Genomic DNA, 24,211 nt, shown 5'->3' with positions numbered 1-24,211 from the left:
TGGCTCTTTCGAAAAACGAAATATAAAACTGGAAATTGTCGGATAAAAGCTCTAAACTTAATGAAAGTGATTTAGTTGAAATTCCAGTTCAGTTTGCTCAAGGGGAGTAGAAGGCTCTTTTTTAAAGATTGGATGGATGCCAGTACGCGAAACAAAATAAGACTTTTGACAAATAATCGGTTTAACTTACATAGGAGGAATTTTGATATGAATGCTGAAACACGTGAAATGTTTAAAACCTTGACAGAACTGCCAGGTGCTCCAGGAAACGAACATGCTGTGCGGAAATTTATGCGGCAGGAACTGGAAAAAGTATCTGATCGATTGATTCAAGATAACCTAGGCAGCGTTTTTGGCGTGAAAGAAGGCCAAAGCGATGGTCCACGGATCATGGTTGCCGGACATATGGATGAAGTAGGTTTCATGGTAACGCAAATCACAGATAATGGCATGATTCGTTTTCAGCCTTTAGGCGGCTGGTGGAACCAGGTAATGCTGGCGACGCGTGTAGACATCGTGGTTGGAGAGACGGCAATTCCAGGCGTCATCGGCTCAATTCCGCCGCATCTGTTAAGTGAAGAACTTCGCAGCAAACCAATGGAAATCAAAAATATGCTGATTGATATTGGAGCAGATGACAGAGAAGATGCGCTGGCACTTGGCATTCGGCCTGGCCAGCAGATTGTTCCGTTCAGCCCGTTTACGCCAATGGCAAATGATAAGAAAATCATGGCGAAAGCCTGGGATAACCGTTATGGCTGTGGATTGGCTATAGAGCTTCTAAAAGAATTAAAGGACGAAAAATTGCCGAACCAATTATATTCCGGTGCTACAGTTATGGAAGAAGTTGGACTGCGTGGAGCTCAAACAGCTGCGACGATGATCAATCCGGATCTCTTCTTTGCTTTGGATGCCAGTCCAGCGAATGATGCGACAGGCGACAAAAATGAATTTGGCCAGCTCGGCAAAGGAACGTTATTGCGTATTCTGGACAAGAGTATGGTGACGCATCGCGGCATGCGTGAATTCATATTGGACACTGCTGAAACCCATCATATTCCTTACCAATATTTCGTTTCACAAGGTGGAACAGATGCCGGGCGCATCCACACCGTAAACGAAGGCATTCCGAGTTCAGTAATCGGCATTTGCTCCCGCTACATCCATACTTCGGCGTCTATTATTCATACGGATGATTACGCAGCAGCCAAAGAATTATTGACACAACTTGTCAAAGCATCTGACCGTACAACATTTGAAACCATTAAACAAAATGTCTAAAAAGTGCCCCCGGGCTCTTTTTTTTTGAAAGGAATAGTGGAAATGAAAAAAAACCGTGCAGCAATTGCATCAAAAAATCCTGCGAAAATCAACGCCGTATCAAGTGTACTTAAAAACATAGAATGGGCCACCGATTTATCTGCTATAGATGCTGAATCAGAAGTCTCCGCACAGCCGTTTTCTCAACAGGAAACACGGCAGGGAGCTGTAAACAGAGCTCGAAATGCATTAGGCGATTATGATTTCGCCATCGGTTTAGAAGGTGGTGTCTATGAAATGGACGGCATTTTATATTTGTGCAACTGGGGAGCGTTGGCGACCCAGGATGGACGATTATTCACAGCAGCGGGTGCCCAAATTCCGTTGCCAGACGAAATTGGAGCAGGTCTCCGCAATGGTATGGAGCTTGGTCCAATCATGGATGATTACGCGAATGAAAGTGGAATCCGCCACCATAAAGGAGCCGTTGGCATATTAACAGACGGCTTTGTCAATCGGGGAGAAATGTTCAGTCACGTAGTCAAATTATTAATCGGACAGTATCAGAGGGACAGCGATTAAGTTGCATGTCCCTGTAAACACCTTTAAAATAAATAGCAGTAAGGTTAGGGGGAATGAGCGTGCCTCGATATGGAATGATTTTTGGATTGCTCTTTTTGTCGGGTGTATTGTCAGGCTGTGTGCCGACACCAGAAGAGCGGATTGTACAAGGGATATCGAACGCACGTGAAGCGTTTGAGTCAGAGCCGAAAGAAACGAATAAAACGGTGGGGCAGACTGAGTTGTATGTTCCGCGCGGTTATGACATTGAAGAGCCTTCGAATGACTTTGATAGCTTGATTACAAAAGGCAATGATTCTTTTGCTTTGTTCATTAATCCGAACGAAAAAGCTTCAAGCACTTTTTTCTACAACATGCAAAAAGTGGATCCGGAACAGCAATGGGTTGCAGATGAAACGTTTCAGCAAAATGGCCGTTTTGGTTTTGCAACAGTTAAAGAAATTGCAGAAGACCAGTTGGAATTGATCGTCAGTGCAGGTGGAGTCCAACTGACAACCATTACACAAGAAAGCGATATTCCAAAAAATATGGACTGGATGATGAAAACTGTACGCTCAATAGATAGCGATGAATAAGGAGACTACTTACATGAGAAATTTGCAATCGACTGAAGAATTTCATGAATTGACAAAAGAATCCGCTGTAATTTTTATGTTTACAGCGGGATGGTGCCCAGATTGTCGTGTCATTGATCCGATTATGCCTGATATTGAAAAATCGTTCCCGGATCACAAGTTTGTCTCAGTGAATCGCGATGAGTTTATCGATTTGTGCATCGATCAGGATATTTACGGTATTCCAAGTTTCTTGGCTTATGGAAATGGACAGGAAACCGGTCGTTTTGTCAGCAAAGACCGCAAAACGCAAGCAGAAATTGAAGGGTTTATTTCGAACCTTCCAAAATAACAGTGAAAACGGTTCGCCTCGACTGGGCTGAACCGTTTATTTATGAAAGTGAGGCAAAACAACGATGAAATCAACTGAACTTTTTAATATACTTAGAGAACGCATGCCTAGCCGAAAGCTGGAATGGCGTTACGATCGTGAGAATGACACTGCACATATCCGTCACCAGGAACTTGGCAAAGGCATGAGCATCTCCCTGCCTCAGGTGATTAACCGATTCGAATCAAAAGGTGATGCGGCAATTCAGGAGATCGTGTATACGATTACGGAAACTTTCGAAGCGATGGAAAAAGAGGCAAAAGGTGAAATGACATCGACTGAACATATTTTTCCGGTCATCCGATCAACTTCTTTTCCTACTGAATCCAACGAAGGACATAAATTCATTACAGCTGACCATACGGCAGAAACACGTATTTATTTTGCCTTGGATGCCGGGAATACCTATCGCTTAATTGATGAAAATGTGGTAAATTCATTAAGTCTGACAGAAGAACAGATTAAAGAAATTGCGAAGTTTCAAGTGAGAAAGTTGAAAACCGCTGTAAAGGAAGACCATGTTGCTGGAAATATTTTTTATTTCCTGAACGAAAACGATGGTTATGATGCTTCGCGCATCTTAAATGAATCTTTCTTAAAAGAAATGAAGACAAAAATAACCGGTGATATGACGGTGTCAGTACCTCATCAGGATGTATTGATCATCGGCGATATCCGAAATGAAACGGGATACGATGTGCTTGCACAAATGGCCATGCATTTCTTTACCAATGGCAAAGTGCCAATCACTTCCTTATCGTTCATTTATGAAAATGATGAATTGGAGCCAATTTTCATATTGGCAAAAAATAGACCTAACGAGGAGAACGATAAAAAATGAATGTATTTTATAATAAACAGGGAATCGGCGATGTACTGTTGGTTCAACTGCAAACTGAAACTCCAGCAAAAATTCATCCTGAACAGTCAGGAGATATCACATTGATCAAAGATGAAGCAGGCGAAATTGCCGGATTCAATTTGTTCAATGCTTCAAACTACGTGGAATTTTCAGAAGGACAACAAGTGGAAGTATCAGAAGGCCTTGTCACTTCTTTACAGAACGCTTTGGTGAAAAACGACATTGATTTTACACTGGAAATCGATTTTTCACCTAAGTTTGTTGTCGGGTTTGTTGAAGCGAAAGAAAAACATCCAAATGCCGATAAATTGAATGTCTGCCAGGTCGCTGTCGGTGGAGAGCAGCTGCAGATCGTCTGCGGTGCTCCGAATGTAGAGCAGGGGCAAAAAGTAGTCGTAGCAAAAGTGGGGGCTGTTATGCCTTCAGGTATGGTCATCCGTGATGCGGAACTTCGGGGAGTGGCATCGTCCGGAATGATTTGTTCAGCAAAAGAGTTGGCTTTGCCGGATGCACCTCAGGAAAAAGGCATTCTTGTGCTGCCTGAAGATGCAGAAATCGGTTCAGCTTTCCAAGTAAAGGCGTGACGCATTATGAGCTGGTTTAAAAACGTATGGAACCGTATGTTCACAGACGATGCCGAGGAAATCGAAGAAGAGGCAATCTACGAGACGCCCCCGACCGAAAAAAAAGAAAAAGCGCCTTTTCGCTTTCCGCTAATACCGGACGAAGAAAAAGATGAGTTTATCCATGACGTAAAACGGGCTGAAAATCGTCCTAAAATGCCTGTATTTGATGAGCGGGAAAGGGAGATTCTCCGTAAAGAGTCTGCAGCACCAGAAAAGCCATTAATGGGACCGAAAGAAGCGCCAGTACGCCCTGCTGCACCAGCAAAACGCAAAGCAGCAGAACAACCTGCCGCAAATGTGCGTCGTTTCGAACCAAGCCGCTTCGTATCGCCCGTACACGGTTATAATATGGCAAGACCTGCTCCTACACAGAAGTGGGTAGAAGAACGGGAAAATAAAATGAACCGTGAACTGCTTGATGAAGCCATCCAAGAAAAGGCACGAGCCGGTTGGCATAAGCCAAAGACGCCAATTGAACACGAAATTGCGTCTATTTCTGAAAAAGAACCGACATCACAGCCAACAGTTTCTGAACCGGCAGCAGAAGTTCCGGATGCAGAAAGTGAAAATGCTGTTGAACCAAAGGAAGTAATTGTTTCAGAAGGAATGGAATCCGAGATTCCGGTTCCTGATGAGAAAGAAGTCGAAACAGTATCACCATCTTCTTCTCAGGTACATATGGCATCTGCAGCAAACAATATAGAAGATCGCGAAGAAATAGAACAAAAAGATTCAGAAGCAGAAATCGAAACGCAGTTTGAAGCAGAACAGGAACCAGTAATAGAGCCGCGTTCAGAAGTGGACTTAGAACAAGAGCCGGTAATTCAACCAGAGCGGGACACGGATTTGAAACAACAGCCACAGCAAAATCCAGCACCAGACCTGCAACAGCAACCAGCAGAAAAAGAAAAACCGGAACCAGCAAAAAAACGTGAGAAAACTGTTCCATTCAATGTGCTGATGCTTAAATCGGATAAAGAACTGTTGAAAAACAAGGCAAAGTCTTTACCGATAACCGCAGACGATCAACAAAAGAGTGCTGCACCAATAACACAAGCGGAAAAAAAAACGGCAGATTCAGCTGAACAACCGTCGCATGCATTGAATTCAATATCAGAAGCGGAGTCAGAAGCTTATAAATTTCCGTTGGCAGAATATTTGATGGCGCCTGAGAACGACCGTAAAGACGAAGAGTGGATGGAGGAACAGGGTGAACGCCTGATAGAAGCTTTGTCTTACTTCCAGATCAAAGCAGAAATTTTGAGCACAGTCCAGGGACCCGCCGTAACACAATTTGAATTGAAGGTTGCTCAAGGAATCAAAGTCAGTAAAATCCGTAATTTGGCGGATGATTTGAAATTGGCCTTAGCTGCTAGGGATATTCGGATACAAGCTCCAATTCCCGGCAAGAGTTCAATTGGCATTGAAATACCAAACCGTACAAGCCGCGCCGTACGCATTTCAGAAATTATCGGTAGTGCTGTATTTGAAGAGTCGGATTCGCCGCTGGAAGCTGCACTTGGTTTGGATTTGACTGGAAAGCCTGTCACGTTGGATCTGCGCAAAATGCCGCACGGTCTAATCGCCGGAGCTACTGGCTCAGGTAAATCAGTCTGCATCAATTCACTATTGGTCAGCTTATTGTATAAATCAGCGCCAAGAGATCTTAAATTACTGCTGATTGATCCGAAGATGGTGGAGTTGGCACCTTATAACCACATCCCGCATCTTGTCAGTCCAGTTATTACGGATGTCAAAGCAGCAACGGCCTCTTTGAAATGGGCAGTTGAAGAAATGGAACGCCGCTATCAATTGTTCGCTCATACCGGTGTTCGCGACATCAGCCGTTACAACAAGCTGGTGAAAGAAAAAGGGGATCATGCGCAGCATCTTCCGTATATTCTTATCGTTATTGACGAATTGGCAGATTTAATGATGATGTCTCCATCAGACGTTGAAGATTCCATTTGCCGGATTGCCCAAAAAGCCCGAGCTTGTGGAATTCATCTCGTCATTGCTACACAACGGCCGTCTGTAGATGTTATAACAGGGTTGATCAAGTCCAATATTCCAACAAGAATCGCGTTTTCGGTATCTTCACAAGTGGATAGCCGAACCATCCTCGATTCGCAGGGAGCCGAGCGCCTTCTTGGAAGAGGGGACATGCTGTACCTTGGAAACGGAATGTCAGCTCCAAGCCGTCTCCAAGGAACGTTCGTAACCGATGATGAAATTGAAAAAGTCATTGAGCATGTGAGGCTGCAAGGGAAACCTGAATACTTTTTCAAAGAAGAAGAGTTGATTAAGCGAAGTGAATCGCCTGCTGAACAGGATGATTTATTTGAAGAGGCCTGCCGGTTCATCATGGTACAGGGCAGCGCTTCAACTTCTTTGCTGCAGCGGAAGTTTCATATCGGCTATAACCGTGCTGCCCGGTTGATGGATCTGATTGAACAGCACGGCTTTATCTCCGAACAAAACGGAAGTAAAGCACGTTCGGTGTTGATTACAGAAAATGATATTGAAGAAGTTTTTCATTAAATGTGCTACGATGACTCAAATATAAAGATTCTGGCTCATTTCAACGAATAATGAATATATGATATAATAGTACATTGTGTTTCTCATCATCAGCTATAGAATTCGCTTAGCGATTTATGTAGACTACTTTACTGCTCCCACAGGAGGTTCATTTATGACAGTTTTACATTTTACCGGAATCAAAGGTTCCGGTATGAGTCCGCTTGCACAAATCATGCATGATATGGGCAAACAAGTTCAAGGTTCTGATATCGAGCAGCATTTTTTCACGGAAGACCGTCTACGTGAAAGAGGCATAACCATACTGCCGTTCGATGCAGAAAATATAGAAAAAGATATGACGATTGTTGCGGGCAATGCATTTGGTGACGATCACCCCGAGTTGGTAAAAGCACGGGAATTGGGTGCGACGATTATACGTTACCATCAGTTTCTTGGTGATTTGATGCGTCAGTATGTATCAGTTGCTATTACAGGAGCTCACGGAAAAACATCAACTACGGGATTGATGGCTCATGTATTGTCTGGTTATAAACCTGTGTCTTACTTGATTGGGGATGGAACAGGAGTCGGGCAGGAAGATTCGCATTTCTTTGTGGCAGAAGCTTGTGAATACCGCCGTCATTTTCTTGCTTATCATCCCGATTATGCCATCATGACAAACATCGATTATGATCATCCTGATTATTTCACAGGAGTCGATGATGTCTTCAAGGCGTTCGAAGAGATGGCTCAGCAAGTGAAAAAATGCATCATTGCCTGCGGCGACGATGAATATCTTCAACAAATTCAAGCTCCGATTCCAGTAGTTTATTATGGTTTTGGAGAAGAAAATGATTTTCAGGCGAGAAATATTGTGAAAACAATTGATGGGACTACATTTGATGTAGTAATACGGAATGAATTTTTCCATACCTTCAAGCTTCCGATGTTTGGCGATCACGCTATTTTAAATGCATTAGCAGTTATTTCTCTTTGCCATTACGAAAGTATTCCTGCCGATATCATTCAGCAGCAGTTTGAAGATTTCGAAGGGGTTAAGCGCCGCTTCACCCAAACATCAATCGGAGATCGCATCTTGATCGATGACTATGCGCATCATCCAACAGAAATACGTGCGACTCTGCAATCTGCCCGTCAGAAATATCCGGAGCGTGAATTGATTGCCATTTTCCAGCCTCACACATTCACACGGACTCAAACCTTCCTGCAGGAGTTTGCTGATTGCTTGCTTGAAGCGGATCATGTGTACCTTTGCGATATTTTTGGTTCTGCCCGGGAAAAAGCAGGATCATTGAAGATTCAGGATTTGGCGGAAAAGATTGAAAACAGCCATCTGCTCCAATTAGATGAAGTAGGTTCTTTGGCGGACCATGGGAACGCCGTCTACTTGTTCATGGGAGCGGGAGACGTCACTAAATTCCAAGAAGCATTCGAGACTACATTAAATACAGGGAAAACGGTTTAACTTTCGGGTTAAGCTGTTTTTTTTTTGCAGGAATACAATAGTTTTTGTCGAATAATAATTAAGACCGTGTTTAATCCAAACTCATCAAGGGTAGAAAAGGGATATAACATAATTCGTTTAAAAGGAGGAAACAGGATGGATTGGCAAATCTTGCTTTACATTGCCGCGATCGTAGCCGCTATTGGATTTTTAATTCTATGCGTAGCGTTGGCAATGACATTAAATTCATTGAAAAACACGTTAAAAGAAGTTACAGGCACTGTAGCTGGTCTTGAAAATCAATTGCAAGGGGTTACGTTGGAAACGACGAATCTATTGCACAAGACAAATGAACTAGCTGAAGACATCCAAGTAAAATCAGAAAAGTTGAATGGTGTGGTAGACGCAGTCAAAGGCGTCGGCAACTCTGTTACTGATTTGAATTCCACTGTGCGCCACATTACTTCACGTGTTGGTGTTCAAGTAGAACAAAACGAAGACAAGATTGCACAGGTTGTCCAATGGGGCAATGTTGTCATGGGTATCCGTGATAAATGGAATGAGCGCAAGATTTATGAAGCTCGTGCAAATTCAACTTACCCACCTGTAGAGGGACAGAAAAAATTACCGCATAACGAACAATATTAAAAATTGCTTTTAACCTAAAAATTAATTGGAGGGAATATCAATGAGCAGAAACAAAGATTATAACTCTCAATCTAACTTCAACGATTCACAGTACAATAAGGATTACTATACACAAGGTGGACAGTACAGCCAAAATAGCCAAAACAAAGGTCAAAACTATCAACAGAGCGATTATGTTCCTCAATCTTACGGAGCCTCTAACCGTTATGACGATCTTTATGACTACGAAGAATCAGGCGGAGGTTCAAGTTTCCTAGTAGGCATCTTAGTTGGAGGAATTGTCGGAGCTGCGGCTGCATTATTCCTAGCTCCTAAATCTGGCAAGGAATTCCAGGCTGATATTAAAACGCAAGCAACCACTTTGAAGGAAAAAGCATCTCAGCAGTCAGATTCAAATGATGACGGTTCAGGTGGGTTTACACAGCAGTTAAAAGAACAATCCAATAAAGTTGTAGACAAAGTTAAGAACATGAAAGGCGGAAATTCGCCAATGGATGATGGCACTGCTTCATCAGAAGGAGAAGAATCTATCAACATCCATTCAACTGTTCAAAACTCAACGGATAAGTCAGACAGCAAAGGCTCTGATGCCTTTACTTCCACTGCTAACGCTTTAAAAGAAGCAGTTGAAGAAGTAAAGGAAGAAAAGAAATCAGACTCAAGTTCGTCTACAGCCGGCAACACAGGCAGCAACACCAACAGCAACACTGCGAATGCAAGCAAAGGTCCAAATACGACCAGCAGCAACAACAACAGCAATAAGTCATCAAATTCAAGCAATAACAACAGCAACAACAGCAACAACAAATCATCATCCAACTCATCAAGCAACAACTACAATAAAAAGAACTAATGTGGGAGCGGTTTAGATGAAAAATTTAGTGCATGTAAACAGTCTGGATAGCTTGAAACAGGCAGTGGGAGGAAATCAGCATTACTGGCTTTTTAAACACAGCAGTACTTGTCCGGTATCCGCTGAAGCGTGGAATGAGTTTAACGAATATTGCTCATTGCATCCAAACCAAACCTTTCTGTATCTAATCGTTCAAGAAGATCGGGAATTCTCTCAAGCGATTGAAGAAATTACGGGAATTAAACACGAATCTCCCCAATTGTTCCACTTTACAAGTCAAAAAGTAGACTGGCACGCTTCCCACAACAACATTAAAAGAGAATCTATGCAAGAATTTATTGCATAAAAGAAAAGCCGAAGCCTTGGTGCTTCGGCTTTTTGATGCAAAAAACACTTTAGCGCGTTGAATCGCTAAAATAAATTTCGTGACTTTACCGAATAGTTTGCTTATAATAGTCCTATCATGTTAATATGAGTCACCTGATAAAGGTTATTCGCGAAAGGGGAAGTTATAGAATGAGTAATTTAGAGTTAGAGCAACTAAGAGAAAAAGTGGACGCAGTCAACCTGCAGATTCTGTCTCTAATCAATGAGAGAGCTTCCGTAATACAAGACATTGGTAAATTAAAAGAAAAGCAAGGAGTTGACCGTTACGATCCGTTACGGGAACGCCATATGCTGAACTTGCTAAAAGATAATAATAACGGTCCGTTAGAACAGAAGACCGTTGATCATATTTTCAAGGAAATTTTCAAATCTGCCTTGAATATGCAAGAAGAAGATACACGTAAAGCATTGTTGGTTTCGCGTAAAAAGAAAGCCGAAGATACTGTCATCACTATTAACGGCGAACAAGTCGGTGCCGGAGATCCTTCATTCATCTTTGGCCCATGTGCAGTAGAATCACAAGAACAGGTGTCGAAGGTTGCTGAAGCCATCGGAGCAAAAGGCTTGAAAATGATTCGTGGTGGAGCTTACAAGCCGCGTACATCACCTTATGATTTCCAAGGTCTTGGATTAGATGGTTTGAAGATGCTGAAAAAAGCGGCTGACCAGTACAACCTAGCTGTTGTTTCAGAAATTGTAACACCGGGACACCTCGAAGCTGCACTTGATTATGTAGATGTTGTTCAAGTCGGAGCACGCAATATGCAAAACTTCGAATTGTTGAAGGAAGTTGGCTCAATCAACAAGCCGGTTCTATTGAAACGCGGAATGTCAGCGACTATTGAAGAATTCATCAACGCAGCTGAATACATCATTGCTTCAGGAAATGAAAATATCATTTTATGTGAACGCGGGATCCGCACATATGAAAAAGCGACACGCAACACATTGGATATTTCAGCTGTTCCAATCTTGAAACAAGAAACGCATCTTCCAGTATTTGTTGACGTAACCCATTCAACAGGCCGTCGTGACCTATTGCTTCCAGCTGCTAAAGCTGCAATCGCAATTGGAGCAGATGGAGTAATGGCTGAGGTTCATCCGGATCCAGCGGTAGCCTTGTCTGATGCACAGCAGCAAATGGATTTAGGCCAATTCGATGAATACTACGATGCTCTAATGAAATTCATGAAACAGTATGAAATGAAAGTGTGAGCCTGAAAAGCCGGATAAACTCCGGCTTTTCTTTTTTTAGTTGATATTATTGAAGATTTTGTCGTATGATTAGAGAAAGACTGGAAAAGGAGGGCGCACAATGACCGTTACGATATACGATGTGGCAAGAGAGGCAAATGTTTCCATGGCTACTGTGTCACGTGTAGTGAATGCCAATCAAAACGTTAAGCCTGCCACAAGAAAGAAAGTACTAAAAGTGATAGAAGAATTGGGCTATCGTCCAAATGCTGTTGCTCGGGGACTTGCAAGCAAAAAAACAACGACGGTCGGCGTCATCATTCCCGATATTTCCAATAGCATGTATGCTGAACTGGCCCGTGGAATTGAAGATATCGCTACAATGTACCGCTATAACATTATTTTATCCAACTCGGATCAGAACGAAAATAAGGAACTTCAGTTATTGGAGACCATGCTCGGAAAACAAGTGGATGGAATCGTCTTTATGAGTGACGTTATTTCAACTGAACTTCTTTATGAAATGGAACGTTCTCCGACTCCAATCGTCCTGGCTGGTTCAATTGATGAATCCGCGGCGATTGCCTCAGTTAATATCGATTATTTTGGTGCTGCGTACGAAGCCGTTAAGAAGTTTACGGACAACGGGCATAAGAAAATTGCCTTTATCTCTGGACCGTTGACTTCTATGATCAACAAAGAGTACAAGTTGAAGGCCTATAGAGAGGCCTTGTCGGATGCAGGCATCGACTTTGACGATAACTTAGTCGTTGAATGCAATAATTCTTATGATGAGGGTATAGAAGCCGTTCAGACTTTGGCTTCACACGAACCTACTGCATACTTCGTCAGCAATGACGAAATGTCAATTGGGGTCATTCATGGACTAGAAGAGCAAGGCAAGAAAATCCCGGAAGATGCCGAAGTGATCAGCTATGAAAACTCTAAACTGGCAAGAATGGCTCGTCCGATGCTAACGTCTGTTGCATTCCCACTTTATGATATCGGTGCTGTATCCATGCGCTTATTAACGAAGTACATGAATAATGAAGAAATTGAAGAAAAGCAAGTAATTCTTCCATATCGGATTGAAGAAAGACAATCAACGAAAAACGACGACTAGTTGACTGCAAAGAGAATAGCAAAGAAAAAAACCTGTCTGGCTCAAAAGCCCGGACAGGTTTTTTGTTGACTTCTCTAAAATAAACAGTGAAGTTTTTAGTAGTGAGCTCAAAAGACAGTTCTATAAGATTTTTTGGCATTTTGCTATAGTTGATGAATTCATCAATTATTGCGAATCATATAAAGAGCTTTGTTCAGCATTTGAAGATTTTTATCCGTAATTTCCGCTTTGCGTGGAATAGCTTTATACATATTCGCTGGATCTTCCCATGTCTCAATCAGTTTTACCGGTGATTCGGGCTGCCATTTCTCTATCCACGCCTCTGGCAGTTTACCAGAAGGAAGAGTAATATTATTCATCTCCAACCAAATTAATGACCAGGCACGGGGAACAACGCGCCAAATATCGTATCCGCCACCTCCAACAGCTATCCAGCGGCCCTCACAATACTCGTGAGCGAGTTGATGTGCTATCTTAGGTATTTCCTTGTAAATATTCATAGTCCCGTATAAATGGGTCAGAGGGTCCAAATAATGGGCATCTGCACCATTCTGTGTCAATATAACATCCGGTTTGAAAAATTCAATGATTTCCTTCATGGAGGTGCGGTAGATTTCAAGAAAAGAGTCATCTTCCGTAAACGCATCAATCGGAAAATTAAAAGAAGTGCCGTATCCTTGGCCGCTGCCGCGTTCATTGATGTTGCCAGTCCCTGGAAAGAGGTAACGGCCGGTTTCATGGATAGAGACGGTACAAACATCCGGATCATCATAAAAGCTCCATTGGACGCCATCGCCATGATGAGCATCGGTATCAATATACAAGACGCGTGCATTGTATTTACTTTTCAAGTAATTGATGGCGACCGAACTGTCGTTATAAATGCAAAAGCCGGATGCCTTGCCTCTAAAACCGTGGTGAAGGCCGCCGCCCAAATTTAGCGCATGCTGTGCTTTGCCTTCCATGACGTAATCGACGGCGGTTAATGTACCTCCAACCAGACGAGCGCTGGCTTCATGCATGTTTTCAAAAATTGGTGTATCTTCCGTACCGATTCCATAGCTTTCACCGGCTTCCGGTGTCACTTCGCCTCTACTAGCTTTCTTGACGATATCAATATAACGCTCATCATGCGCCAATAATAATTCTTCATCGGTAGCAATGCGGGCAGGTACAATCAAATCATCTGGAAGCGCATTCATTTTTTTTAACAAATCAATCGTCAATACGAGCCTTTTCTGGTTGAAAGGATGTGTTTCAGAAAATTTATACCCCAATTGATCTTCTGAAAAGATGAATACAGCGTGTTTCATTCGTTCACTTGCGGCATGCTTGGCCATAGGACATCGAAACCTTCTTTTTTCAAGTCGTTGATAATGGTAAGTGGATTCATCGTTTGAACGCGGAAAACAAGTATTTTGTTGCTGCTGTTTTCTCTGTCGGGGTAAACGAGGACACTCAACACATTAACGTTCTGCTCCTGGAAAACTTTCGAAACCTCATAAAGGATGCCGGAACGGTTTTTTACCCGTACTTCAATCTGTGAACCTGGCTGATGGGCACCCGTCAGCTCGATAAAAGTATATAAAAGATCCGTTTCAGTGAGAAAGCCGGCAAGTTTATCGTTGCTGACAACAGGAATGCAGCCAATTTTCTGCTCATAGAAAATCATCGCCACTTCTTCTACAAAATCGAGAGGATGGGCAGTGACAGGGTTTGCCGTCATGATTTCCGAAACTTTCTTTTTATAGGGTTCACCTTTTGGCGCTATCGTGAACCTTGATGGCACAGCATCTTTCAAGTCACGATCGGTTACGATGCCTACCACTTTTCCACCATCAACAACAGGTGCATGACGGATCCGTTTTTCCTTAAACAAATCCATGACGTCCTGGACAGTCTGATCAGACCTCAATAGGTGGACATCGGTTTTCATAATTTCTTCCACTAACATATGAACACCCCTTTTGTATTAAATCAATACATATAGCGATTCATGAACCGCAGTTGGTCGAACTTCTGGATCGATTCATTGTCGACCCGGCTGCCGATCTTGGCCATCAGGCAATTGGCAGGATGAGAGCTGATTTCAGGATCATCAGTGGCATAGTATTCCAACCCGCCAGCCTGCATCATTTTTTCCATGATCTTTCGGTATTCCCAGACATTTAAGCCAGTTCCTTTTAAATCCCAGTGCCAGTAATACTCGGTAGTGATGACGATGAAATCCTCGAAGGCATCATCCATCATTGAGACTTTCAATAATGACTTGCCAACACCGCTGCCTCTGTATTTCGGAATGACTTCGATGGCGCCCAGTTCGATGAGGTTGTCCATTTTGCCTTCTGACCAGCGTTCCAGGGGATCGGGATATAGGAATGTGACATACCCCACGATCATATTCTCTTCACGGGCGATGAGAATCCGCCCTTCCGGCAAATCAGCAATTTCTATGATAGCTTTATGCTGTTGAGCCGGCTGTCTGAAAGCGACCAGATCTTCATGAAAACCTAATTCGCTCAATTCTTTTCCAGGAATAGGACCTTCAAGGATCAACAGCCCATGTTCGGTTTCCAATTCCATCGAATGATACGTTTTTTTATGTTCCATCTTTTCACCGCCTGTAGGATGCAATTAGCTACATTATACATGAACAAAAGTCGATTTGGAAAAAGTCTGGCGAAATAAGCAGCATTTTCTAAAAAGTTAAAATAATTAGCATTCAATTGTGACAATGTTGTAGAATATAAGGTAATCAATATGAAAGGGTGATTAGGATGAAAGTGGAAGCTTTACCAGCAAGAGCAGGGGTGCATCAATTACATAACTATGAAGAAATAGCTGCTAACTTTAATTGGGCTGATGTCGAGAAGGAATTTAGTTGGTATGAGAGCGGAAAAGTAAACATGGCTCATGAAGCGATCGACCGCCATGCCGATTCCTATCGAAAAAATAAAGTGGCACTTTATTATAAGGATCAAAACAGAAATGAATCCTATACTTTCTATGAGATGAAACGTATGACGAATCGCGCGGCTAACTTATTGAAGGCGCATTCAAGTTTAGAAAAAGGGGACCGGATTTTTATTTTCATGCCGCGTTCTCCGGAATTGTATTTCTTAATGTTCGGAGCGCTTAAAATGGGCTTGATAGTCGGTCCGTTATTCGAGGCATTTATGGAAGGTGCCATTTATGACCGGCTTGACGACAGTGAAGCTAAATCGATCATTACAACGCCTGAACTGTTAGGCCGCGTTCCTTACGACCGCTTGCCAAAGCTGGAAACGATTTTCCTGGTAGGCGATGAGATCAATGAGCAGGATGGACAGATAGATGTGCTGAAGCATTTGTCTGCCAGCTCAGACAAATTTGATGTTGAATGGCTAGACAAAGAAGACGGCTTGGTCCTGCACTACACATCTGGATCTACAGGCAAGCCGAAAGGCGTTCTCCATGCCCAGTATGCGATGGTGCAGCAATACCAAACGGGCAAGTGGGTACTGGATTTCAATGAAACCGATATTTATTGGTGTACGGCAGATCCGGGATGGGTTACAGGAACTGCGTACGGTGTGTTCTCACCATGGCTAAACGGGGTTACGACTGTCATTCTAGGTGGACGATTCTCTCCAGATGGCTGGTATAAAGCCATTGAAGATTTCGGCGTTACTGTTTGGTACAGTGCCCCGACAGCATTCCGTATGCTAATGGGCGCAGGGGATGCTTTAGTGGAAGAATATGATCTTTCTACTCTTCGACATGTCCTATCGGTGGGAGAACCGTTGAATCCAGAAGTGGTCAGATGGGGAGCGCAAGTGTTCGATAAACGCATCCATGATACATGGTGGATGACGGAAACAGGGGCACAAACTATCTGCAATTATCCAGCGCTGGACATCAAACCAGGCTCTATGGGTAAACCGGTACCTGGCATAAAAGTTGCGATCGTTGATGACCAGGGAAATGAATTGCCGCCAAATCAAATGGGGAATCTGGCGATTGAAAAAGGCTGGCCTTCAATGATGCGCCAAATCTGGAACAATCCAGCAAAATACGATTCCTACTTCCTGAAAGATAAATGGTATGTTTCAGGCGATTCAGCATATATGGACGAAGAGGGATATTTCTGGTTCCAGGGGCGTGTAGATGATGTCATTATGACCTCAGGTGAGCGTGTTGGACCATTTGAAGTGGAAAGCAAGTTGTTGGAGCATCCAGCGGTTGCTGAAGCCGGTGTCATAGGTAAACCGGATCCAGTCCGTGGAGAAATCATTAAAGCGTTTGTTGCCTTGGTTGATGGATACGAGCCATCAGAAGAGTTGGTGCAGGATATCCAGCAATTCGTCAAAAAAGGATTGGCTGCCCATGCAGCGCCGCGTGAAATCGAGTTTAAGGACAAACTTCCGAAAACACGAAGCGGTAAGATTATGCGCCGGGTTCTAAAAGCTTGGGAATTAGACTTGCCTACAGGCGATTTGTCTACAATGGAAGATTAAAATATAAAAGAGCGGCAGGTATAATTATACCTCCACTCTTTTAGTTCATGAATAAAGCCCGATTCGCTTCTTTAGCGAATCGGGCTTTATTATTAAGCTGCGTCTTCTTCTTCGGGTTCTTCAGGTTCCTCAGGTGCCGGTTCTTCTTCGACCGGTTCCTCAGGTTCTTCTGCAGCCGGCTCTTCTTCGGCTGGTTCTTCGGGTTCTTCTTCAGGAGGGGCTTCTTCTTCAGGAGGTGCTTCTTCTGCTGGTGGAGGAGTTTCAGCTTCCTCTTCAGCCGCTGGAGCTTCTTCCTGTTCAGGTTCTTCAGGAGGCGGTGTCGGTTTAGGTTCCGGCTTTGGTTCCGGTTTTGGTTCAGGTTTTGGTTCAGGTTTTGGCTTCGGAGCAGCGATGGACACGCTGTTTGAGGCAGCTGACTGTTTGCCTGTAATATCCACAGCTACTACCGTGTAACTTCCAGACCCAGAAGCAGTATATGAATTGCTGCTCGACTCTGAAATGGATGCAACACGTGAACCGTTTCTATAAACCCGATATCCGACTACATCATTCGAACCGGAATTGGTCCAAGAAACGGTATTTCCGCTAATTGATGCTCGTACACCACTTGGCGAAGCATTGTCAGCGTTGAACGTTGCGCCTGACACTACTGAAGAAAATCTAGAATTGCCAGGGAACAGCTTGCTGGCGTCTCCGCCAAAAGGAGCCATCATGCGGTCAATGTATTCTTGTGAAACGCCGATGCCGCCACCAGAGATGAACTCACTAGGAGTGCTGGATAAAGCAGAATAGCGTTTTCCATTAATGGTCGTAAATGAACCACTCTTGAAACTATCATCTTTTTCAGTTGGAAGCATTGCTTTTTCGTTAAACAAATCTGATCGAACAAGTCCAGCTTCTTGGCATGCACCACCTGGCGCTAAGCCTGAAATACCGCAAAATGACTTTGTGACGACTCCGTCGGGCTGTTGGAATTTATCAGATGTTCCAACCAGTTCCGGGCTAGCATCATAGCTGGCATTCATCAAACGTGCCCATAACTGATTGACGCGGAGGGAAGCCGGCAAATCACGATTTTCAAAACGTGACAAGGTAAACTTTTCAGAATCGTAGCCGAGCCAAACACCCATCGTGACATTTGGGTTATAGCCAACTAGCCAGACATCTGTTGTGCTTTGGGTCGTTCCTGTTTTTCCTGCAAAATCGGCATTGAATTTCAACATATTGTTTGCCCGATTGGCTGTTCCGCGATCAGTTTTAAAGACGTCGCGCAGCATATCCGTCAGAACATAAGCGGTAGGTGGGGTAAATACTTCTTTTGGCTCCACTTTATGCTCATAGACGATATTGCCGTCTGCATCTTCAATTTTATCGATCATTGTCGTCTCGACGTATTCGCCGTTATTTCCAATCATGGCATAGCCATTGGTGATTTCCTCTACTGAGGCTTCGATTCCGCCGCCCAAAGCAGAAGAATAATTATTATTCTCTTCTTCTTCGATCCGTGAAAATCCAGCGTTCATAATGTACTGGATGGGCATTTGCTGCTGAATTTGAGCGAACAGACGAAGAGTAGGCAAGTTTTGGGACTGTGCCAATGCATCACGTGCTGGCATGATTCCTTGTTCACTTGTTGAAATGAAGTTTGTAGGACTCCACATATTGCCGTTGTCCATATGGTCGAACTTCACATCGACAAGAGGTGAACCTGCTCCAATTTCCCCTAATTCAATAGCTGGTCCATAGACCAGTAAAGGTTTTACAGTAGAGCCCATCGAACGGTAGGCAGAAGTGGCATGGTTTAGTTTCTCAACATCGTGATCACGGCCGCCTACGAAACTGATGATGCGTCCAGTGCCATTTTCAATTAAGATACTGCCAACTTGAACCGGGAATTGTTTATCGATAACTTCGCCTTGTTCGTTCGTACCTTTGCCTCCTACGGTAGTGCCGTAAGATTCATACGTTTTCTGAGCTTCTTCTTGAGCTTTATAGACTTCTTTGTCGATCGTTGAATGAATCCGATAGCCGTTAGAACGCACTGCACGATTGGCGAGAATTGCATACTCTTCATACAGTTTATCGTTTTCTTCCAGCGTAGCCGGATCCACACCGTCCTGTTCCGCTAAAACATCCATAATAATCCGGGATGCGCGTTTCTCTATTTCGACTGTAACATATGGATATTCGGAATATGAACGCGGTTCATTCTGACGGAAGTCAGCCACAATATCGTAAGCGATGGCTTCATCGTATTCCTGCTGTGTGATATATTCGGTCTCTTTCATCCGATAAAGAACAGTTTTCATGCGATCAAGTCCTGGCTGCAGTCCCGCTTCATCTTTGAGTTTCCCACCTTCGACATATGGGGTGTAACTATAAGGAGCTTTTGGAATGCCTGCAATAAATGCCGCCTGCGGCAAGTTCAATTCACTGGCCGACACGTTGAATATACCTTTTGCCGCTGTTTCAATGCCGGCAATATGGGCGCCTGATGAAATTCTGCCATAAGGAATAATGTTCAAGTAGGCTTGCATAATCTCATTTTTCGTCATGAATTTCTCTAAGCGCATAGCAAGAAGGATTTCTTTGGCTTTTCGTTCGTAGGAAACTTCATTTGTTAAAATCTGATTTTTGATCAATTGCTGTGTGAGCGTTGAACCGCCTGTTTGGCTATCTGAGTTTGAAACATCCTGAACCAAACCGCGAAGAATTGCTTTCGGCACAATGCCTTCGTGTTCAAGGAAGTACTCATCCTCAGTCGCAAGAACAGCATCTTTTGCATAGGTTGACACTTTGTCCAATGTTGTAACTTCCCGCTCCAGATCTGTCTGCAGTTTGCCTAAATAGACTTCATTGTCAAAATACAGTTCAGACGTTTCTTCAAAGCTGTAGATCTCACTGAGCATTTCATCTTCGGTGCGAAGCTTTTCTTCATCCACCAGTGAAGCGAAATAACCTGCTCCGACAGATGCAGCAAAAACGCCGCCCGTGACCAAAACAATCGCAAGAATCAATACCAAGTTCCAAATGACTCCTGTTGTAATGCTCATGCGTTTGAACCATTTTGTCGAGGTCCATCTATCGGTTGTTACTTCAGCTTTGGTTATCCATTTATTAAATTTTTCACGCACATTATCACCCTCCTAAAATCCTTTATAGTATATCATATTCCTATAATTGCATCTAAACATATTGACAATATAGAATAATAAAGTAAACTACTAATATATTTCACATTTTAAACGGTGAAGGGTCCGAAGTAGAGCATGTTTTTTTGTCAAGAGAGCTGGTGGATGGTGCAAACCAGTCAAAATGCATGAATCGAATTACAGTCCTGGAGTTTACGGAAGTGCCCCGTTCGGCACACATTGAGAGGGAGAGTCATTTCTCCAAGCTGGGTGGTACCGCGCAATTGCGTCCCTGCATGAATTTTTCATGCAGGGACTTTTTTATGTGGTTTTTACATGGCGCTCATCGTTTTTATATCTAAGGAGGAATTGGAATGACAAATGAATTAATTCAAGATTTGCAATGGCGAGGTCTGTTATACCAGCAAACGGATGAAGAAGGAATGGCGAAGTTGCTGGATGAACAGAAGATTTCTTTATACTGTGGAGTGGATCCGACTGCAGACAGCATGCACATCGGCCACATTGTCCCATTATTGACATTACGTCGTTTTCAAATGCACGGCCATCAACCAATTTTATTAGTTGGTGGAGCCACGGGCATGATCGGAGATCCTTCCGGCAGAAATGAAGAGCGCCAATTGCAGACAACCGAGCAGATTGATCGTAATGTAAAAGGCATCAAAGTACAAATGGAACAAATTTTTGATTTCCAATCCGAGAATGGAGCAAAAATGGTCAACAACCAAGACTGGATTGGACAGATGAGCGTTATTGAATTTTTGCGTGATTACGGTAAATTGATCTCGGTAAATTACATGCTTGCCAAGGATTCAGTCGCTTCAAGGCTTGAGACCGGCATCTCGTTTACGGAGTTTTCCTATACAATCATCCAGGCCATCGATTTTAATCATTTATATAATCACCATAATTGCCGGATTCAAATTGGAGGTTCCGATCAATGGGGCAATATAACGTCCGGCCTTGAAATGATTCGCAAAACACATGATGAGGAATCGAAAGCATATGGAATCACGATTCCGCTTGTGACAAAGGCAGACGGTACGAAATTCGGCAAGTCAGCTGGAGGAGCAGTTTGGTTGGATCCGAAAAAGACGTCACCTTATGAATTTTACCAGTTTTGGATCAATGCAGCCGATGCTGATGTTATTAAATACTTGAAGATCTTCACATTCATCAGCCGTGAAGAAATCGAAGAGCTGGAAGCGTCTGTAGAAACAGAAGCACATCTACGAAAAGCGCAGAAAACGCTTGCAGAAGAAATGACCAAGCTGATCCATGGACAAGAGGCATTGGCCGATGCACAGCGCATTACGACTGCATTGTTCAGCGGAGACTTAAAAGCATTATCTGCTGCAGAGATGAAGGCAGCTTTTAAGGACGTTCCATCGGTGGAAATGGCTAAAGAAAACAAATCCATTGTCGACTTGATCGTGGAAGCTGGAATTTCTTCGTCTAAAAGACAAGCACGTGAGGATGTTACAAATGGTGCGATTTCTGTAAATGGTGAAAAAGTGATCGATCTAGAGTACGTGGTTGATGAAAAAGATCGCCTGGAAGACGCTTTTGCCATCATACGCCGAGGCAAAAAGAAATACCATATGGTGCAATTTCAATAAGCAATTAAAGTGAAGGGACAGCGTGGGTTTACGAGCTGTTCCTTTTCCATGCTACGGAATTCCGGAAATCATGTTTAGACAAATATGCAGCGGGTAACATGAAGAATGAACGACGATTGACTTTACTAAAACTTCAAGGAGGCGTTAGAAATGTCAAGAGTAGTTGGATCTTATGAAACAGAAAATGAAGCGATTCGCGCAATTGAAGATTTACAGCGGGAAGGGTATAACAGTGAAGATATATCCGTCTTAAGTAAAGATAAGCGTGAAACAGAAATGATAGCCGAAGAAACGGGAACACATGCCGGAGAAGGCGCTGCTACTGGCGCAGTAACCGGTGGAGCTCTCGGAGGACTTGGCGGAGTGCTCGCTGGAATTGGAGCATTGGCCATTCCAGGTATTGGGCCAATAGTTGCGGCAGGACCAATAGCAGCCGGACTAGCAGGTGCCGCTGCCGGAGCTGGCGTAGGGGGACTTGCAGGTGCACTTATCGGAATGGGAATACCGGAAGATGAAGCAAAAGAGTACGAGTCGCGTTTTAATGAAGGGAAAATTCTAGTGCTGGTCGAAGATAAAGGAAGTTCAATTCCGGACCGCAATGATCGTGATACCTTCACAGGAGAACGTGATCCACTGATTGGAAATGATAGAACCACAACAATAAGAGGCGACCAAAGCAATTTGGATAATGACCCGTTAAACGGCAACCGCCGCGGTCAAGCCGGTTTGTAAAAGAATACGAATCAACGAAAAGCCATCCTGATCAGGATGGCTTTCAGACTGTAGACAAAGTCAAATTAAAATGAATAGGATATATAATCCAACCGGGCTGGCCACTTCGCTTTCCGTGGGCTCAGCTTCAGCCTCCTCGTCACTGGAAAAACCCATGCTCCTGCATCGCTGCGCTAGCTTCGTCGCAAAGGCTTGTCCTTGCAAGCTTCGGCCAATGCCTTTCCTGCGGGGTCTTCAGCTTTCGCTGATACCACAGGAGTCTTCGTGGCCAGCCCGGTCGGGATCGTATGGTTTCAATCAATGGTAGAAGCTTGCTAGTGAGCTCAGTATAAATAAAGCCTGAGTAAAACTGTTAAAAACCCTTCACTCGAGGATCCGAAGCGCAAGGCGGCGAAGGCCAGAGATATGCTCCTGCATCGCTGCGCTGCTTCGTCGCAAACGAGTCAGGCACAGCCCGACTCGCTTCCTGCGGGATAGCGAAGTGCCGAAATCCACTCGGGCGCCAGTCCGAGTTAGTTCGGCGCGAGCCCGCGGAACGCGTCCGCCTGGAGCGCAGGATCCGGTGCAAGTAAGATGAAATAAGGTTTCATTCGTTTAGTGACATATATATTCTTTTGTCTACAAGCTCAAGCCATCCTGATTAGGATGGCTTTTTTGATTGCCGGCTCACCACCTTGTCTTAACAGGTATACAGCAGCAGACTGCTTTTAATTTTTAAAATCAAATTTGCTTTTCTTTAATGAAGCGAGGGAGCTCCATATCTTCAAATTCCTCTGGGTGAATCAATTTGCCCAATCGTATGGCGCCTTCGATCAGTCGGGGAGAAGGGCGGCAATACAGTTCTTCTTCCATGACGTGAAGATGGTCAATAGCTGTCATTTCAATCCATCCCGGCCGTTTTTTGACGAGTGCTGGCTTAACTTTCGAAGTCAGCACACCGACCCAGGCAAGCAAAATATAATCAGGCTGCCGCTCAAGCACATCTGCCCAATCTGTCTGAACATTGGCAGAGTCGGTATCGTCGAATAGGTTGCGTGCGCCGGTGATGTTGCTGATCTCAGTCAGCCAATTGATATTGCCCGGGGTGAAGACGGGTTTTGGCCACCATTCCCAGTAGAGGGAAGGTCGGTTTGGCGCTTTTTGCCCCCTAGATTTGATATCTTCAATGACAGCCAGGTATTCAGCATGTACAGGTGCAGCATTCAATCCACAGGCCTCCGCAACTTTCAACAGATCCTGTCCAATTTCTTCAAGAGTTTGAGGGTTTAGCACAAGATGAGGAATCTTTCTTCGAACCAGTTCATCGACATTCTTTTCCATCCCTGGGACACTTAATGATGCCAAAACCAAATCTGGCTTTAACGCCTCCAGTTCATCCATTCGGATTGACAGATCAGGACCCAAACGGGGTAATGTTGTAATTTCATTTGGCCAGTCAGAATAATCATCAATGCCGACCAGCATATGTTCAGCATCCAAAAATGCCAACAACTCAGTATTGCTTGGACAAATTGATATAATTCGCATCCAGCTTCACCTCCATTTTTTCTAGTTTACCATGCCGTGATAAAAAATTTCTTCTCAATTGATGAAATGGCGCAAACAAAGTATGATTAAAAGGACGACAATTTGAACAATTCAGACCCGCTTTCTGTCAGTTTTTTGAGAAGGGGAAAGTGTACGGCTTGTCGAGTGTTTAATGTGCATGCAATTGGGTAAGGATAGTGAGTGAAGAACATTAGAC

At 43.7% G+C, this 24,211-nt stretch carries 21 protein-coding genes and 1 other annotated feature; of the genes, 16 read left to right on the top strand and 5 right to left on the bottom strand.

The window, feature by feature from the left end:
- Positions 1-207: 207 nt before the first annotated feature.
- The 13 genes from FQV26_RS11880 (at position 208) to ccpA (ending at position 12,468) form a co-directional block, all read left to right on the top strand.
- Positions 208-1,281, top strand: a complete 1,074-nt coding sequence (locus tag FQV26_RS11880) for a M42 family metallopeptidase (RefSeq protein WP_146557678.1) — start codon at positions 208-210, stop codon at positions 1,279-1,281.
- 42 nt (positions 1,282-1,323) lie between these two features.
- Positions 1,324-1,842, top strand: a complete 519-nt coding sequence (locus tag FQV26_RS11875) for a DUF84 family protein (RefSeq protein ID WP_146557677.1) — start codon at positions 1,324-1,326, stop codon at positions 1,840-1,842.
- A gap of 59 nt (positions 1,843-1,901) precedes the next feature.
- Complete coding sequence (locus tag FQV26_RS11870; RefSeq protein ID WP_261384307.1) at positions 1,902-2,417, top strand: hypothetical protein; 516 nt, start codon at positions 1,902-1,904, stop codon at positions 2,415-2,417.
- A 13-nt stretch (positions 2,418-2,430) separates the two neighbouring features.
- Complete coding sequence (locus tag FQV26_RS11865; RefSeq protein WP_146557676.1) at positions 2,431-2,748, top strand: thioredoxin family protein; 318 nt, start codon at positions 2,431-2,433, stop codon at positions 2,746-2,748.
- A 64-nt stretch (positions 2,749-2,812) separates the two neighbouring features.
- The gene (locus FQV26_RS11860; protein WP_146557675.1) at positions 2,813-3,628 is read left to right on the top strand and encodes a DUF1444 family protein; all 816 of its coding nucleotides are present in this window, start codon (positions 2,813-2,815) and stop codon (positions 3,626-3,628) included.
- Positions 3,625-4,233, top strand: a complete 609-nt coding sequence (ytpR, locus tag FQV26_RS11855) for a YtpR family tRNA-binding protein (protein WP_146557674.1) — start codon at positions 3,625-3,627, stop codon at positions 4,231-4,233. The genes FQV26_RS11860 and ytpR overlap by 4 nt, the downstream gene beginning before the upstream one ends.
- 6 nt (positions 4,234-4,239) lie before the next feature.
- Positions 4,240-6,816 (top strand): DNA translocase FtsK, encoded by a 2,577-nt coding sequence (locus FQV26_RS11850; protein ID WP_146557673.1) that lies wholly within the window; start codon positions 4,240-4,242, stop codon positions 6,814-6,816.
- A gap of 154 nt (positions 6,817-6,970) precedes the next feature.
- Positions 6,971-8,284 (top strand): UDP-N-acetylmuramate--L-alanine ligase, encoded by a 1,314-nt coding sequence (murC, locus tag FQV26_RS11845; RefSeq protein WP_146557672.1) that lies wholly within the window; start codon positions 6,971-6,973, stop codon positions 8,282-8,284.
- 135 nt (positions 8,285-8,419) lie between these two features.
- Positions 8,420-8,911, top strand: coding sequence for a DUF948 domain-containing protein (locus FQV26_RS11840; RefSeq protein ID WP_146557671.1), 492 nt, complete (start codon positions 8,420-8,422; stop codon positions 8,909-8,911).
- Between the two features lie 40 nt (positions 8,912-8,951).
- The gene (locus FQV26_RS11835; protein WP_146557670.1) at positions 8,952-9,764 is read left to right on the top strand and encodes a YtxH domain-containing protein; all 813 of its coding nucleotides are present in this window, start codon (positions 8,952-8,954) and stop codon (positions 9,762-9,764) included.
- Between the two features lie 16 nt (positions 9,765-9,780).
- Complete coding sequence (ytxJ, locus tag FQV26_RS11830) at positions 9,781-10,110, top strand: bacillithiol system redox-active protein YtxJ (protein ID WP_146557669.1); 330 nt, start codon at positions 9,781-9,783, stop codon at positions 10,108-10,110.
- A gap of 170 nt (positions 10,111-10,280) precedes the next feature.
- Positions 10,281-11,366 (top strand): bifunctional 3-deoxy-7-phosphoheptulonate synthase/chorismate mutase, encoded by a 1,086-nt coding sequence (locus FQV26_RS11825; protein ID WP_146557668.1) that lies wholly within the window; start codon positions 10,281-10,283, stop codon positions 11,364-11,366.
- Positions 11,367-11,466: 100 nt separating this feature from the next.
- Positions 11,467-12,468, top strand: a complete 1,002-nt coding sequence (gene ccpA / locus FQV26_RS11820; protein WP_146557667.1) for a catabolite control protein A — start codon at positions 11,467-11,469, stop codon at positions 12,466-12,468.
- Between the two features lie 161 nt (positions 12,469-12,629).
- On the opposite strand, the gene FQV26_RS11815 is transcribed toward ccpA, so the two are convergent.
- From FQV26_RS11815 to FQV26_RS11805, 3 genes are read right to left on the bottom strand one after another with little or no spacing between them, the layout of a single operon-like run.
- A complete protein-coding gene (locus tag FQV26_RS11815; protein ID WP_146557813.1) occupies positions 12,630-13,781 on the bottom strand; it encodes an acetoin utilization protein AcuC in 1,152 nt (383 codons plus the stop codon).
- Positions 13,778-14,422 carry an acetoin utilization AcuB family protein gene (locus tag FQV26_RS11810; protein ID WP_146557666.1) on the bottom strand — a complete coding sequence of 215 codons (645 nt, stop codon included), beginning with the start codon at positions 14,420-14,422 and terminating at the stop codon, positions 13,778-13,780. The genes FQV26_RS11815 and FQV26_RS11810 overlap by 4 nt, the downstream gene beginning before the upstream one ends.
- A 23-nt stretch (positions 14,423-14,445) precedes the next feature.
- Complete coding sequence (locus tag FQV26_RS11805) at positions 14,446-15,078, bottom strand: GNAT family N-acetyltransferase (RefSeq protein ID WP_146557665.1); 633 nt, start codon at positions 15,076-15,078, stop codon at positions 14,446-14,448.
- Between the two features lie 167 nt (positions 15,079-15,245).
- Here FQV26_RS11805 and acsA point away from each other — a divergent pair, with 167 nt between their 5' ends.
- On the top strand, positions 15,246-16,964 hold the full coding sequence (gene acsA, locus FQV26_RS11800; protein WP_146557664.1) for an acetate--CoA ligase: 1,719 nt from the start codon (positions 15,246-15,248) through the stop codon (positions 16,962-16,964).
- Positions 16,965-17,056: 92 nt separating this feature from the next.
- Here acsA and FQV26_RS11795 read toward each other — a convergent pair whose 3' ends face one another.
- A complete protein-coding gene (locus FQV26_RS11795; RefSeq protein ID WP_146557663.1) occupies positions 17,057-20,098 on the bottom strand; it encodes a transglycosylase domain-containing protein in 3,042 nt (1,013 codons plus the stop codon).
- A 105-nt stretch (positions 20,099-20,203) separates the two neighbouring features.
- Positions 20,204-20,392, top strand: a binding site (T-box leader).
- 77 nt (positions 20,393-20,469) lie between these two features.
- On the opposite strand from FQV26_RS11795, the gene tyrS reads away from it, so the two are divergent.
- Positions 20,470-21,735, top strand: a complete 1,266-nt coding sequence (gene tyrS, locus FQV26_RS11790; protein WP_146557662.1) for a tyrosine--tRNA ligase — start codon at positions 20,470-20,472, stop codon at positions 21,733-21,735.
- Positions 21,736-21,885: 150 nt separating this feature from the next.
- A complete protein-coding gene (locus FQV26_RS11785; RefSeq protein WP_146557661.1) occupies positions 21,886-22,467 on the top strand; it encodes a YflT domain-containing protein in 582 nt (193 codons plus the stop codon).
- 720 nt (positions 22,468-23,187) lie between these two features.
- Here the strand turns inward: FQV26_RS11785 and FQV26_RS11780 are convergent.
- On the bottom strand, positions 23,188-23,994 hold the full coding sequence (locus tag FQV26_RS11780; protein ID WP_146557660.1) for a cobalamin-binding protein: 807 nt from the start codon (positions 23,992-23,994) through the stop codon (positions 23,188-23,190).
- Between the last annotated feature and the right edge of the window lie 217 nt (positions 23,995-24,211).

It is taken from the genome of Planococcus sp. CPCC 101016 (assembly GCF_007859295.1).
Classification (GTDB): domain Bacteria; phylum Bacillota; class Bacilli; order Bacillales_A; family Planococcaceae; genus Planococcus.
This window is presented reverse-complemented; position numbering and strand designations above follow the sequence as displayed.